Source organism: Halopseudomonas oceani, assembly GCF_963677335.1.
In the GTDB taxonomy this organism is placed as follows: Bacteria; Pseudomonadota; Gammaproteobacteria; order Pseudomonadales; family Pseudomonadaceae; genus Halopseudomonas; species Halopseudomonas oceani.
In genome coordinates this window covers 665,057-679,631 of the sequence record NZ_OY781932.1, presented here as the reverse complement: position 1 = coordinate 679,631, position 14,575 = coordinate 665,057, and the positions used below count along the sequence as shown (strand labels likewise).

At 61.1% G+C, this 14,575-nt stretch carries 13 protein-coding genes; 3 read left to right on the top strand and 10 right to left on the bottom strand.

Annotated elements, in window-relative coordinates; all coding sequences use genetic code 11:
• From pstB to ACKPCU_RS03055, 4 genes are all read right to left on the bottom strand, one after another.
• On the bottom strand, positions 1-834 hold the full coding sequence (gene pstB, locus ACKPCU_RS03070; protein WP_104736622.1) for a phosphate ABC transporter ATP-binding protein PstB: 834 nt from the start codon (positions 832-834) through the stop codon (positions 1-3).
• A 27-nt stretch (positions 835-861) separates the two neighbouring features.
• Complete coding sequence (gene pstA, locus ACKPCU_RS03065) at positions 862-2,478, bottom strand: phosphate ABC transporter permease PstA (RefSeq protein WP_104736829.1); 1,617 nt, start codon at positions 2,476-2,478, stop codon at positions 862-864.
• A gap of 71 nt (positions 2,479-2,549) precedes the next feature.
• Entirely contained in the window at positions 2,550-4,826 is a 2,277-nt protein-coding gene (locus ACKPCU_RS03060) for an ABC transporter permease subunit (RefSeq protein WP_321349814.1), read from the bottom strand.
• Positions 4,827-4,943: 117 nt separating this feature from the next.
• Positions 4,944-5,912, bottom strand: a complete 969-nt coding sequence (locus tag ACKPCU_RS03055; protein ID WP_104736624.1) for a PstS family phosphate ABC transporter substrate-binding protein — start codon at positions 5,910-5,912, stop codon at positions 4,944-4,946.
• Positions 5,913-6,159: 247 nt separating this feature from the next.
• On the opposite strand from ACKPCU_RS03055, the gene ACKPCU_RS03050 reads away from it, so the two are divergent.
• The 3 genes from ACKPCU_RS03050 to ACKPCU_RS03040 are packed head-to-tail and all read left to right on the top strand — an operon-like array spanning position 6,160 to position 8,529.
• Positions 6,160-6,552, top strand: coding sequence for an acyl-CoA thioesterase (locus ACKPCU_RS03050; RefSeq protein WP_088275800.1), 393 nt, complete (start codon positions 6,160-6,162; stop codon positions 6,550-6,552).
• Between the two features lie 40 nt (positions 6,553-6,592).
• Positions 6,593-7,153, top strand: coding sequence for a TRAP transporter small permease subunit (locus tag ACKPCU_RS03045; protein ID WP_104736625.1), 561 nt, complete (start codon positions 6,593-6,595; stop codon positions 7,151-7,153).
• Complete coding sequence (locus ACKPCU_RS03040; protein ID WP_321349808.1) at positions 7,153-8,529, top strand: TRAP transporter large permease; 1,377 nt, start codon at positions 7,153-7,155, stop codon at positions 8,527-8,529. Before ACKPCU_RS03045 ends, ACKPCU_RS03040 begins: the two co-directional genes overlap by 1 nt.
• A 45-nt stretch (positions 8,530-8,574) precedes the next feature.
• Here the strand turns inward: ACKPCU_RS03040 and ACKPCU_RS03035 are convergent, their stop codons facing one another.
• From ACKPCU_RS03035 to ACKPCU_RS03010, 6 genes are all read right to left on the bottom strand, one after another.
• Positions 8,575-10,638 carry an LTA synthase family protein gene (locus ACKPCU_RS03035; RefSeq protein WP_321349806.1) on the bottom strand — a complete coding sequence of 688 codons (2,064 nt, stop codon included), beginning with the start codon at positions 10,636-10,638 and terminating at the stop codon, positions 8,575-8,577.
• 26 nt (positions 10,639-10,664) lie between these two features.
• Positions 10,665-11,069, bottom strand: a complete 405-nt coding sequence (locus ACKPCU_RS03030; RefSeq protein ID WP_104736628.1) for a diacylglycerol kinase — start codon at positions 11,067-11,069, stop codon at positions 10,665-10,667.
• Complete coding sequence (locus ACKPCU_RS03025; RefSeq protein ID WP_321349803.1) at positions 11,059-11,769, bottom strand: lipopolysaccharide kinase InaA family protein; 711 nt, start codon at positions 11,767-11,769, stop codon at positions 11,059-11,061. Before ACKPCU_RS03025 ends, ACKPCU_RS03030 begins: the two co-directional genes overlap by 11 nt.
• Complete coding sequence (locus tag ACKPCU_RS03020) at positions 11,766-12,458, bottom strand: class I SAM-dependent methyltransferase (protein WP_104736630.1); 693 nt, start codon at positions 12,456-12,458, stop codon at positions 11,766-11,768. Before ACKPCU_RS03020 ends, ACKPCU_RS03025 begins: the two co-directional genes overlap by 4 nt.
• 139 nt (positions 12,459-12,597) lie before the next feature.
• Entirely contained in the window at positions 12,598-13,860 is a 1,263-nt protein-coding gene (locus tag ACKPCU_RS03015; RefSeq protein WP_321349800.1) for a sensor histidine kinase, read from the bottom strand.
• Positions 13,857-14,534: a response regulator transcription factor gene (locus ACKPCU_RS03010; protein WP_104736632.1), complete on the bottom strand. Its 678-nt coding sequence runs from the start codon at positions 14,532-14,534 to the stop codon at positions 13,857-13,859. Before ACKPCU_RS03010 ends, ACKPCU_RS03015 begins: the two co-directional genes overlap by 4 nt.
• Positions 14,535-14,575: the final 41 nt, after the last annotated feature.

The following is a 14,575-nucleotide window of genomic DNA, read 5'->3' as shown; positions in this document are numbered from 1 at the left end:
TTAGCCGTACCGACCGGTAATGTAGTCTTCCGTCTGTTTCTTCGACGGATTGGTGAACAGCGTGTTGGTGTCACCGAACTCGATCAATTCGCCCATGTACATGAAGGCAGTGTAGTCAGAAACCCGCGCTGCCTGCTGCATGTTGTGGGTAACGATAACGATGGTGAACTTGGACTTCAGCTCGTTGATCAGCTCTTCGATCTTCAGGGTGGAGATCGGGTCGAGTGCCGAAGCCGGCTCGTCGAGCAGCAGCACTTCAGGCTCGACGGCGATCGTGCGGGCAATGCACAAGCGCTGCTGCTGACCACCGGACATGCCCAGAGCCGACTCGTTCAGACGGTCCTTGACCTCATCCCACAGGGCCGCCCCCTTGAGTGCCCACTCAACCACTTCGTCCAACGTGCGCTTGTTGTTTACACCCTGAATGCGCAGGCCGTAGGCGACGTTTTCGTAGATCGATTTGGGGAACGGGTTCGGCTTCTGGAACACCATGCCAACGCGACGACGCAGCTCGGTCACGTTGACGTCCTTGCCGTAGATATCCTTGCCATCAAGCAGGATCTCACCGTCAACCCGGCAGCTGTCGACCAGATCATTCATCCGGTTGAAGCAACGCAGCAGAGTCGACTTGCCGCAGCCGCTCGGACCAATGAACGCGGTTACCCGGTTACGCGGAATCCGCATGCTGACGTTATGCAGGGCCTGCTTGGTGTCATAGAACAGGGAGAGGCCCGGCACTTCCAGGGCAATGGACTCATTGTCCATGTTCAGCTCCTGCTGAGAGCGGCCCAGCGCGCTCATATCCATAGCATGGGTCTTGGTAGTGTTAGACATAATCTTGCGTCCGCCTAGAAAGAGTGATCAGTTTTCCAGCGCCTTGTACTTTTCGCGCAGGTGGTTGCGAATGGATACCGCAGCAAAGTTGAGCGCGGCAATGACGCCCACCAGCAACAGCGCAGTGGCATATACCAGCGGTCGCGCTGCTTCGACGTTGGGGCTCTGGAAGCCGACGTCATAGATATGGAAGCCCAAGTGCATGAACTTCTGGTCCAGGTGCAGATACGGGTAGTTGGCATTCAGCGGCAAGGTCGGTGCCAGCTTGACCACACCCACCAGCATCAGCGGTGCGACCTCACCCGCGGCGCGGGCCACGGCGAGAATCAGACCGGTCATCATGGCCGGGCTGGACATCGGCAGAATCACCTTCCACAGGGTTTCCGACTTGGTCGCACCCAGCGCCAGCGAGCCTTCACGCAGCGAACGCGGAATGCGGGTCAGACCTTCCTCGGTGGCAACGATCACCACCGGCACGGTCAGCAGCGCCAGGGTCAACGAGGCCCACAACAGACCGCCGGTACCCAGAGTTGGCGCCGGCAGCGCTTCGGGGAAGAACAGCTGGTCGATATTGCCGCCGAGCAGATAGATGAAGAAACCGAGGCCGAACACACCATAAACGATGGACGGGACACCGGCGAGGTTGTTCACCGCGATGCGGATAATCCGGGTCACCGCGCCCTGCTTGGCGTATTCGCGCAGATAGACCGCAGCCAGCACGCCAAACGGAGTGACGATGATCGACATCAGCAGCACCATCATCACGGTACCGAAGATCGCCGGGAACACACCACCCTCGGTGTTGGCCTCACGGGGCTCGTCGCTGACAAACTCCCACAGCTTGCTGAAGTAGTGACCCACCTTCTGCATCGGGCCCATGGCATTGGGCTGGAACACGCGCACAACCTTGCCGAGGCTGATATCGAGCTCACGACCGTCCATCGCCTTGACGTGAATGCTGTCGCGGTTGAATTCCTTGTAGAGCCCGACCAGCTGCCCCTCCAGCTCGGCGTACAGGTCATGCTGCACCTTGCGCTCGGCTTCCAGCTCGGCCTTGCGCTGTTCGGTCAACGCGTTGTCGAGTTCGAAGCCACGCTCGCGCAGACGAATGCGCTCCAACTCGTTGTTGATCTTGCCGATGGCACCGGTTTCCAGTGCGTGGATTTCATCGTAGATCCCCAGTGCGCGGTCTACCGCCTGCTGCAGCGCGGTCCAGGCCTGGTCGCCTTCGGCGATCACCTTACCGTCCTGCTTGACCTGTTGCAGATAGCCGTAGAAGTTGCCCCATTCGCGGCGCTCGATAACGACGATATCCTCAGGATGGCGTTCGTTTTCCAGCCAATCGGCGACAATCCAGCGGAAGTCCGCACCATACAGATCACGGTTACCCACTTTAAGCAGTTCGCGATCCATAAACTCGGTTTTTTCCGGATCCACCGGCAGGCCTGCACCGTGCAAACGCTCGGTCGGCACCTGCTCGCGGGTAGTGACTTCGCCGATCAGGGTAATGGTCGGCTGGCCCGGAATGGTGTACTCCGCCTCGATGACATCAGCCGGCCAGAAGTGGCTCAGGCCGCGCACCGCGATCAGCATCAGCAGACCCAGGGTCATGATCACCGCGATGGCGACCGCGCCTGCATTCATCCAGACCCAGGGGCTGCCCGATTTGAACCAGGTTGTGAAGTTGCCTTGTTTCACTGTCTAGAGTCCTGTGGTCAGAGAGAGGCGTATTTCTTGCGCAGGCGCTGACGAATCAGCTCCGCCGCCGTGTTCATCAGGAAGGTAAAGCTGAGCAGCACCAGCGCGGCCAGGAACAGCACCCGATAGTGCGTACTGCCCACTTCCGATTCGGGCATCTCGACCGCAATGTTGGCCGACAGCGTGCGCATGCCTTCGAAGATGTTCCAGTCCATGATCGGTGTGTTGCCGGTTGCCATCAGCACGATCATGGTTTCGCCAACAGCGCGACCCAGACCGATCATCACCGCCGAGAAGATGCCCGGACTGGCGGTCAGAATGACCACCCGGCTCAAGGTCTGCCAGGGTGTGGCGCCAAGCGCCAGCGAACCCTGGGTCAGGTGACGCGGCACGCTGAACACGGCGTCCTCGGCAATCGAGAAGATGGTCGGTATCACCGCAAAGCCCATGGCCAACCCAACCACCAGCGAGTTGCGCTGGTCGAAGTTGATGCCCATGTCGCGGGTCAGGAACACGCGCATGTCACCACCGAAGAACCAGGCCTCGACATACACGCTCATGGCGAAGCAGACCCAGCCCAGCAAAATAATGACCGGGATCAGCAGCACCGCTTCCCAGCCCTCGGGCACCAGCAGACGGATGCGCGCCGGCAGGCGGCTCCAGCCATAGGCGAAGGCGATAAATACAATCGGCGTCAGAATCAGCAGCGAGACGATACCCGGAAGATTGTCTTCCAGCATCGGCGCCAGCCAGAGACCGGCGAGAAAACCGAGAATAACGGTCGGCAGTGCCTCCATCAGTTCGATGATCGGCTTAACCTTGCGGCGCAACGCCGGCGCCATGAAGTAGGCGGTGTAGACCGCAGCGGCAATCGCCAGCGGAGTGGCCAGCAGCATCGCGTAGAAGGCCGCCTTCAAGGTACCAAAGGTCAACGGCGCAAGGCTCAGCTTGGGTTCGAACTCGGAAGTCGCCGAGGTCGACTGCCAGACATAGTCCGGTTCCGGGTAGCTTTCGTACCAGACCTTGCCCCACAGCGAACTCCAGGAAATCTCCGGATGTTCGTTGTGCACGTCCCAGAAGCTCATTTCGCCACTGTCATGTTCAACCAGCAGGTGGTCGGCGCGCGGGCCAATGGCGAAGGCCTGCACCTTGTCGTCGCCAAGCGGTTCGATCAGCAGATTGTTGTGTGCCGTTGAGTTATAGACACCCAGCTGGCCGGCAGCATCAATAGTAAGAAAGACCTTGCGGCGCTCTTCAGGCTGGATCAGCGCAATGGCTTCGCCCTGCTGCTGATCAAAGTCACGGATCTCGGTCAGCTGAGGATTGCCATTGCCGCGGACCATGAACCACTGCTTCAGATCACCGCTGCTGTCACCGACGATCAACGAGATGCCACCGAGCATCAGGTTAACCGAGGTGACCGACTTGCCAGTACCTTCGACCACCTTGTAGCGGCCGTTCAGCTCACCCTTGTGACGCAGCGCCAGGACATCAATGTGTTGCTCGCCATTAACCACGTACATCCACTGGCGCAGCGGATCAATCAGCAACTGCTTGACCACGCCTTCGGCCGGATTCAACGCCAGCCGCGCTTCGCTACGGGTCTCTTCGCCGGTGATCATGTTGCGTTTGACGCTAACGCTGATCGCCGTCAACTCACGGCCGATGCTGCCAGCCAGCGTCAGGCCATTGCTGTCGGCACTCATGGCCACCTGATCCAGGGCGCGCCCCTGCGGATCCAGGGTGATCGGCTCCTGACCGTAGGGGAACATCAGGCTCGGCGTGATCAGGCGCACATCGTTCGGGTAAGTCACCTTGTAGTTGTGCTGGGCAATCAGCACCTGGCCATTGCTCAGGCCCACGACAAAACGACGGGAATTGGGGGTTTCGACGCTGAAGCTGGTGATCTTCGCATCGACCGGAATCGGTAGCTGCTGCTCCAGTACCGGCTTGCCGTCATGGGTGTTGAAGAAGCTCACCTGACCGCTCCGGGCCACGCGAATCGCCACTTCGCCCTGTTCTTCCATCGCCAGCATCAGCGGCGGATCATCGGGCTGCACCCAGCTTGCGCTGTAACGCTCGCGCTCCTCGATCTCGGCACCGCCAAACAGCGGCAATACCTCGAACAGCAGATAGAGGAAAATCAGCAGGACAGCGACAATGACGCCAAGTCCACCGACCGCAACGTACCAGCGGGTAAAGTGGTCCTTGAAGTGACGCATGGCTCGGTGGCGCTGCATCGCTGGGGTATCAAAATCGACGCGGGACGTCTTGGATGGGGATTGCGTAGTCATGGCGCACACCCTACAGGGTCAATATGACGAATTCATTACAGCCTGGTGACGGCAAAAAGGGGCGTGTCATCGACACACCCCTCCAAGCTCAGGCATCCGTGCCCGACAGCTGCGAACTTAGAAGCCCAGTTCCTGATGGACGTTGTCCACTGCACGCTTGGGCAGCGGCACATAACCGTCTTTGAAGACCACTTCCTGACCCTGCTTGGACAGCATCATCTTGACGAACTCACGCTCCAGCGGAGCCAGCTCGCCATTCGGCGCCTTGTTCACGTAAACGTAGAGGAAACGCGACAGCGGGTAAGTACCGGCGATGGCGTTTTCTTCGTTAGCTTCGATGAACGGCTGGCCTTCTTCTGCTGCCAGCGGGATAGCGCGAACGCTGGAAGTCTTGTAGCCCAGACCGGAGTAACCAACCGCATTCAGCGACTGACTGACCGACTGAACAACGGAAGCAGAGCCCGGCTGTTCGTTAACGCCGCTGCGGAAGTCGCCTTTGCACAGCGCGTGCTCTTTGAAGTAACCGTAGGTACCGGATACCGAGTTACGGCCGTACAGCTGAATGTCGCGATCAGCCCAGGCGCCAGTCAGACCCAGCTTGCCCCAGGTGTCCAGATCCTCACCACCACACAGACGGGTAGCAGAGAAAATACCGTCAACCTGAGCCATGGTCAGGCCTTCGATCGGGTTGTCCTTGTGCGCGAAGACAGCCAGGGCGTCGATAGCAACCGGCACAGCGGTCGGCTTGTAGCCATAGCGCTCTTCGAATGCCTGGATTTCACTGTCTTTCATCATGCGGCTCATCGGAGCCAGGTTGGAGGTACCCTCGGTCAGAGCCGGCGGCGCAGTGGAAGAACCTGCAGCCTGGATCTGGATGTTGACGTTGGGGTACATGCGCTTAAACTCTTCAGCCCACAGCGTCATCATGTTGGCCAGAGTGTCGGAGCCGACGCTGGACAGGTTGCCGGATACACCGCCAACACGCTGGTAGTCTTCCAGAGTCTGGTCAACGGCGGCAAAGCTGGAGCTGGCGGCGACGCCGGCGGCAGCGAAGGTCACAGCAGCGAACAAGCGCTTGAGTTTCATGTCATTCTCCTGTTGAGGTAGTGTTTGCAACACGCGACTCAGTATCAGAGCGGCTTGTGACAACTCTATTCACGAATTATGACAATTGCGTGAACCCCCACAGAACGAACGAGACCGGCGGCGCAAAGCCGTCATACAAAGATTGAGAGGCTGCCGCCAATCCCTTAACATAGGCGGCTTTCCGCTAGGTCCGCGTTCGGCCACGGCCCGGCACAACAAATACAATAGACCACTACCGAGTCTACCAATGCACGAATTAGATACCGATCCCGTGCCACAGGGCGAGCTTGCGCTCAAGATCACCGCCCTGCCGCGAGACTGCAACAGCTTTGGCGACATCTACGGTGGCTGGCTGGTTGCCCAGATGGACACCGCCGGCACCAGCATCGCCGCCCGCATCGCCCGCGGTCGTGTTGCCACTGTCGCCATCGACCGCATGGGCTTCATGGTCCCGGTGCCAGTTGGCGCCCAGCTGGCGTTTCACGGCGAAGTACTGGACATCGGCCGCAGCTCGATCAAGATTCTGGTCGAGGTCTGGAGCGAAGACCTGGCCCATGACGAGAGCCGCAAGGTGACCGAAGCCACCTTCGTCTTTGTCGCGATCGACGACCGCGGCCGTACCCGGGTAATCCCGTCCTGATCAAGGCGGTCACCCGGCGGCCCTGACGGACTGCTGCCACATGTTCCAACGCCTTACCTCCGCGGGCCTGACGCTGGCCTGCGCCATCGACCGTGCAACCAGCCTGCTCGGCCGCGCCGTTTCCTGGCTGACGTTACTAATGGTGCTGCTGACCTGCGCCGTGGTGCTGCTGCGCTACGGTTTCAACATTGGCGCAACGGCAACCCAGGAAGTCGTCCTCTACGCCCACTCGCTGGTGTTTCTCGGCGCTGCAGCCTGGGCATTGCAGCGGGATGCCCATGTTCGCGTCGACATTTTCTTCCGCCGACTGCAAAACCGTGGCAAAGCGTTGGTTGACCTGACCGGCAGCCTGCTGTTTCTGCTGCCAATGTGCCTGTTTCTGGCGTGGAACTGCTGGGACTATGTAAGCATGTCGTGGCAGCGGCAGGAGCGCTCCGCCGATGCCGGCGGGTTGCCGTGGGTCTATCTGCACAAGAGTTTTATCCTGCTACTGGTCGTCAGCCTGCTGCTGCAGGCCGTGGCGCAGCTCCTCAAGACCCTGGCGGTCCTGAGCGGTGTACAGCCCGGGCATCTGCCGGCCAGCCATGAGGAGCACCTGTAATGGGCGGAGAATTCATGGCGATTGCGCTGTTCGTCTGCCTCTGCCTGGCACTGATGGCCGGCTACCCGGTGGCCTTCACCCTGGGCGGCATCTCGCTGCTGTTCGCCGGTATCGGCATCGTCTTTGACCTGTTTGAGCCGAGCTTCCTGGGCGCCTTGCCGAGCCGCCTGTACGGCACCATGACCAATCAGACACTGATGGCGGTGCCGCTGTTTGTATGTATGGGCGTCATGCTGGAAAAATCCCGCATCGCCGAGGATCTGCTCGACGCCATGGCCCGACTGTTCGGCGGGCTGCGCGGCGGCCTGGCCTTCTCGGTCTGCATCGTCGGCGCGCTGCTCGCAGCCAGCACCGGCATTGTTGGCGCCACCGTCGTCACCCTCGGCCTGCTGGCGCTGCCGACCATGCTGCGGCGCGGCTATGACCCGGCACTGGCCACCGGCACGTTGGCGGCGACCGGCACCCTGGGGCAGATCATTCCGCCGTCGATCATTCTGGTGCTGTTGGGCGACGTATTGTCCAATGCCTATCAACAGGCGCAGCAAAAGCTTGGCATCTTTTCGCCGAAGACCGTGACCGTCAGCGACCTGTTCGTCGGCGCACTGCTGCCGGGGCTCCTGCTGGTGCTGCTGTATCTGCTGTATCTGGCGTTTGTCGCCTGGCGCCAGCCAGAAAAACTGCCGGCACCGACGCCGGAGGAGCGTAGCTCCGTATCGATCGCCCAACTGCTGCGCAGCTTGCTGCCACCGTTGCTGCTGATCATGGCCGTGCTGGGGTCGATTCTGGGTGGCGTTGCCACGCCGACCGAGGCCGCCGCCGTCGGGGCGCTGGGTGCCGGCCTGCTGGCTCTGTTCAAGCGCCAGTTGAACATTGGCAAGCTGCGCGAGGTGGCTCAGGCTACCGCCGAGATCAGCGCCATGGTGTTCATGATCCTGCTTGGCGCATCAATCTTTTCGTTGGTATTTCGCGGGTTCGGCGGTGACGAGCTGATCCACGAGCTGTTCCACTCGCTGCCGGGCGGAGCCTTCACCGCCACGCTGGTGGTAATGCTGGTGATCTTCCTGCTCGGCTTTATCCTCGACTTTATCGAGATTACCTTCGTGGTCGTACCGATTGTTGGCCCGGTGCTGCTGAGCATGGGTATCGACCCGGTCTGGCTCGGGGTGATGATCGCGCTGAACCTGCAGACCTCATTCCTCACCCCACCCTTCGGCCTGTCGCTATTCTATCTGCGCGGGGTTACCCCGCCCAGCGTGCCGACCTCGGCCATCTACCGAGGCGTGCTGCCGTTTATCGTCATTCAGTTGCTGATGCTGGCAATTGCGGCCTGCTGGCCCGGTCTGGTGACCTGGCTGCCCACACTGCTTGCGCGCTAACACCGGCACAACCGGGCAGCCGCCCGGTTGGTTGCCTGCCCTCTCTCAATCGCCCTTGCCGGTGGCAACCTCGACCCCGACCCGGTTCTCCAGCAGCGCCGTAGTCGCGGTCTGCACATAGGCCTTGAGCTGCTCATCCAGCTCCGTCGGCACCTGCGGCAACGGCGTCACAGCGGCCTCCGGGCCGAGCTGATAGCGATAGGCACGGGGCTGCTCGCCGCGCGGCTGGAGCACCAGTTGGTCACCCTGCAGCAAACCCACCGTCTGCCCGCCGCCCGAGGGCTTGATCACACCAAACCCCTTGTCCTCCGTCGGCAACGCGAGCAGATCGCGGCCCCAGCACTGCTGCTGCACCTCGCCGCCGAGGCGCCCCATGATGGTCGGCACGACATCCACCTGAGTGCCGACAATGTCATTGCGCTGGCCAAAGCGCTCAGTGATACCGGGCGCGATCAGCAGCATGGGCACGTTAAACCGCAGCAGATCGAGATCGGTCAGCTGGCGCGGCGTACCAAAGCCATGGTCGCCAATCACCACGAACAGAGTGTCCTTGTACCAGGGCTCGTTGCGTACCTGATCGAAGAACCGGCCCAGCGCCCAGTCGGAATAGCGCATGGCGGTCAGGTGCTCGTCGTTAACACCCTGCCCGCTCACGGCATCCACCGGCAGCGGGTCTGGCAGCGCGTAAGGCGTGTGATTGGACAGGGTCTGCAGCAGTGCGTAGAACGGGCGCGTATGATCCAGCGCATTCAGTTCAGTGACAGCTCGGTCAAACATGTCCTGATCGGACACGCCCCAGGTCGGATCGGAAAAGACCGGATTGACGTACTCGTTACGACCAATGAAATGGCGCATGCCCTGCTTGCCGAAAAAGCCCTTCTGGTTGTCCCAGGCAAAATCGCCGTTATAGACATACAGGTCGTCGAAACCGCGCTTGCTCAGCAACTGCGGCAGACCTGAAAACGCATGACCACCCTCCGGCTCCTGCATCAGGTATTCAAAACCGGGCAGATTGGGGAAACAGGCCATGGTGGCGAACATGCCCTGATGAGTGTGAGTGCCGTTGGAGAAGTAACGGGTAAACAGCAGACCCTCTTTACTCAGCCGGTCGAACTCCGGGGTAATCCCCAGCGGCGAACCCAGCGCACCGGTGTAGTAGCCGGCAAAACTCTCCATCAGCACCACCACCACATTGCGCACCGGCAGCACGGTCTCAGCCGGGGACTCGGACTTCCGGCGGACCGGCGCCTGCTCGGCATCGATCAGCTGATCGTTCGCGGTCAGCAGCAGATGACGGGTTACTTCGGTTGCCTTGCTGTCATCCATCAAACCAAGCCAGGCATTGTTGCGGTGATCGGAAAACTGCGCCTTGGCCGCTGAATACAACGTCAGCGCCGGGGTCAGGCCAAGCTGATTGGTAAATGTCGATTCGGTGGTGAAAGCATCGCCCCAGCGCAGCGGTGGCCCCTGCCGCAAAGTGCCGCGCGCCAGCACGGTCGAACTGAGTAGCAACAGCAACAGCACCGAAACCCGCGCCGTCAGCGCCCCCAGCTGACTATGCTGCCGATTGGCGGCACTGTCCGGCAGGCGGGTGTGACGATCCAGCCAGCGGTAGCTGCGGTACATCAGCCAGCTGACCAGAGCCATGCCAAGCAGCAGTCGTACCACCGGGAAGCCATACCAGAGCATGCTCAGTACGGTCGCCGGATCTTCCTGCAGATACTGAAATACCAGTGTGTTCAAACGCTGGTGAAACTCCCGGTAGAAACTCAGCTCGATGGTGCCGAGCAGACACAACAGCAGGGTCGCCAGCGTCAGCCACAAACACTGCAACGTGCGCATGGCCATCAGCCGCGCGCTGAGAACGGTGAGCATCAACGGCGCGCCGACGATGACGACGACCCGCAGGTCAAAGCGCAGGCCGTTGAAAAAGGCCTCCAACAGGTCGCCACGGGTTACTTCCGCAGCCAGCTCCCAGTTCCATACCAGCAAGGCGCCACGCAACAGGGTCAACATCAGAGTCAGCGCTGCCAGCGCACCGACGATGAACAACAGCTGGCCGCGCAGGCCAACCACCGGCCGGCTGGCCGAGGCAGTAGACAGGGTCATCAAACAGTTTCCACAGGCAAGCCCGCTCAGGCGGGCGAGAAAAGAATCAGGCTCCAGACGCTGGTGATCAGCAACAGCGCGAGCATCTGCGCCGCACTGCCCAGATCCTTGGCGCGCTTGGATAGCGGGTGCAGCTCCAGCGAAATACGATCCACCACGGCCTCGATGGCCGAATTGATCAGCTCAACGATCAGCGCCAGCAGCACCACCCCGACCATCAGGGCACGCTCCACACCACTGACCGGCAGCCAGAACGCCAGCGGAATCAACACCACCGCCAGAAACAGCAACTGACGGAACGCGGCCTCAAAGGTAAAGGCCGCACGCAGACCGGCGAGCGAGTATCCCGTCGCCTTGAACACCCGGATGAACCCGCCGCGACTCTTCAGCTTCAACGCATCCGCTGCTTCGGATATCGACTCAGGCTGCATGGCGGCTGTCTCCAGTGCGCCCTTGCAGGCTGTGATAGCAGCCCAGGAAATATTGCCAGTCACTCTCCGGCATGCCCTCACGACGGCGGCGCAACTGGTCGAGATCATGCCGCACCGCACGACTGCGCAGCAGGCGACGACGGCTCTTCTCCAGGTCCAGCAAGGCGACCTCGGCATGGTCGCCGTTTACCCGAACATAGATGTGCTTGGCGTACAGGCAGCCGTGCTGGCGTCGGCCGCCATGCAAGCGCCGCAGTACCACAGCCAGCTGCTGCAACACCGCGCGCCGCTGGGTTGCTGTCGCCGTGCCGGCGTACCACTGCCCCAGACTGACATAACCGCTCAGTTCCTCGGTTACCAGCAGCCCCTGCCAACGCCCCTGTTCACGCCTGGCGGCACAGAACACCAGTTTGGGCACGGGTACCAGGAGCTGCTCGCAGGCGCGCAAGGCCTCCTCTTCCCGCAGCACGGTCGGCCGGCCAAACGGATGCAGCCAGCTACGGTAAATATGACCCGCCTGACGTTTGCTGTAGAGCCTCGGCTGGCCGCGGCCCTGAGCGGGGAGCAGTTTCACGCCACTCTGACCTCCGCGCCGCTGATTGGGCTCCTCTACCCACTCGCCGTCCATATCCCACCAGCGCTCAAAACGCGCCTGAATAAACGACGGTAGACGGCCCTGGGCCGAGATGACCGCGCTCATGCGTCCACCTTGCGCAGGACATAGACCCGCCACATGGCGTAACCCGGCAGAAAATCGTGATGGCTAAGCTCATTGAATCCCGCCTCACGGAATTCGGCTTCGATCACGTCACGCGCGACCACAAAGCGGTTCTGATTCTGACCTGCCCGCCCCTGGCTGGCGCGACGCGCCTCCAGACGGCTGCGTTTCCACGATTTGTAGTTGCCGTCGACCCACAACGAGATGATCAGGGTGTCGCGGGTCACCCGGGCACATTCGCGCAGCAAGGCAAGGCGGTGCTCATGATCGGCCACATGGTGAATCAGCCGCATACAGAAGATGCTGTCGACCGCGTTATCGCCCAGATCGATGTCAAAGGCAGAGGTCTGGAACGCCTTGACCCGTCCCACCACGTCCGCTGGCTGGCCAGCCAGCGCGGTCTGGATCATGTCCGCCGAGTTATCGGCAGCGAGAATCACCCGATTCGGCGCCTCGGCCAGCAGCGGCCAGAAACGGCCGGCGCCACAGGGCAGATCCAGCACCAGGTTGGGCTCACCGGCGTCTTTCAGGGCACGGCGGGCCAGCTGCATGTCACGCCAGTTGGACAGACGGCGCGACAGGCCGCTCTGATGCTTACTGAAATACTGCTGGGAGTGATCCCGGTCGTACTTGTCGGAGAACGCGAGTTCAATTGGCTTGGCTTCAGACATGACGGTGATCCTGATGAGGAAGTTGCCGCCAGACTAGGCGCCAAGGCATCAAGGTCGCGTCAAAGCAATGTCAAAATTTCGTGAAAGAGCCGGACAACAGGACGTCAGCCGGCGTTTGCCGACCGAGCGCAGCCGGGACTCACCCCAGCCGCACCTCAAAACAGCTGCCCCCCGCTGCCGGAGAGTACATGGTTACCGACCAGCCCTGATGGGCACAGATCCGCTTGACCAGCGACAAACCCAGCCCCAGCCCTTCACCTCGGGCCTGGCTACCACGAACAAAGGGTTCGAAAATGTCGCTCTGCTGGTCCGTCGGCACCCCGGGCCCGGTGTCCTCCACCCGGAAGCAGCCGGCACCCAGCAGCAACCGGACCTGCCCCTGCTCGGTGTAGTGCAGCGCATTGCGCAACAGATTCGACATCACCGTCCCCAGCAGCCCCGGATGATACTGGCCAGCGTCCTCTGCCTCGACGATCAGCTCAAAGCTCAGACCCTTTTCAGCGAAAGCGCTATGCCAGCGCTCGGTCTGTTCCTGTGCAACCGACAGCAGGGAGGCATTGCCGGTCATCTTCACCGGCTGGCCCTTGGCCCGCGCCAACAGCAGGAAGGTGCCGACCAGCTCGCGCATTTCCTCCGCTGCACGGGCGATGCGGTCAACCTGCCGCTGCTCACGCTCACCCAGCTGCGCTGCCTCCAGCAGTTCCGTGGAGGTAGCAATAATCATCAACGGCGTACGCAGCTCATGGCTCACGTCTCCGGTAAACAGCCGTTCACGCTCCAGCGAGCGGCGCAGCTGACTGAGGGTCGAATCGAAAGCCTCGGCCAAATGCCCCACCTCATCATCCGGGTAGTCCGGTGCCAACGGCGGCGCCAGCAGCAGCAATTGATCCCGATGGCGCACCTGGCCCGCCAGCCGGATGATCGGGGCGAGAATCTTTTGTGCCATTAGCCAGCCCAGCAGGCAACCGAGCAGGACACTGAGCATGAAGCCGGCAAACACCACCGCGAACAGTACCTTCTCGCGCGCCTCAAACTCGGCCTGTTCTTGCACTAGCACAAACCGCTGAGTACCAATCTGGCGAATGTAGACGTAGGCAGCAAATTCGTCGTCCACCAGCTCGCTGAAGCCCTCATCGAGGTCACGCAGCGGCTGCGGTATTTCGTAGCCAGGCATGTGCGAGGCATACAGCCGGGTCTTGGCATCAAGGCGGGGCGGCAGGCCTTGCGCCAGATCCTGCTCCAGCACGCTGTCCAGCTCTTCGCTCATCTCTTGTGACACCAGGTGCTCTTCAACGAAATGTACAATGGCGACGATCCCCAGCGAAAACACGCCGCTGACTGCCAACGTCATCAAGGTGAAGGCAATTACGATCCGCCGCCGCAGCGGCTGCTTACGGATCATTGCGCTGGCTCCGCCAGGCTGTAGCCAACCCCGTGCACGGTGTGAATCAGCGGCGTTTCAAAGGGTTTGTCGACGATCTGACGCAACTGGTGGATATGGCTGCGCAGGCTGTCGCTGTCGGGCAGCTCGTCACCCCAGAGCGCCTCTTCCAGCACGTTGCGGCGAATCACCGCCGGGCTTTTGCGCATCAGCACTTCCAGTAGCTTGAGCCCAACCGGGTTGAGTTTGAGCGCCTTGCCGGCACGGTTGACCTGCAGGGTATCGAGGTCATAGCTCAAATCACCCACCTGCAGGCGGTGACGGCCACCGCCGCTGCTGCGGCGCAGAATGGCTTCGATGCGCGCCACCAGTTCGGACAGTGCAAAGGGTTTGAGCAGATAATCATCAGCGCCGACTTTCAACCCCTTGAGCCGGTCGTCCAGCGCGTCGCGCGCGGTCAGCATGATAATCGGCGTGTCGCGACCGGCGTCATCACGCAGCCGCTGACAGAGCTGATAGCCGTCCATGCCGGGCAACATGATATCCAGCACGATCAGGTCATAGTGATCACTGACCGCCAGATGCAGACCGGATACACCGTCCTGCGCACAATCCACCGTGTAGCCCTTGAGCTGCAGGTAGTCCATCACGTTGGCGAGGATATCGCGGTTATCCTCAATGACCAGAATACGCATGCAGGCGCTCTCCAAAAAACCACACGGCTTGACGAAATTTT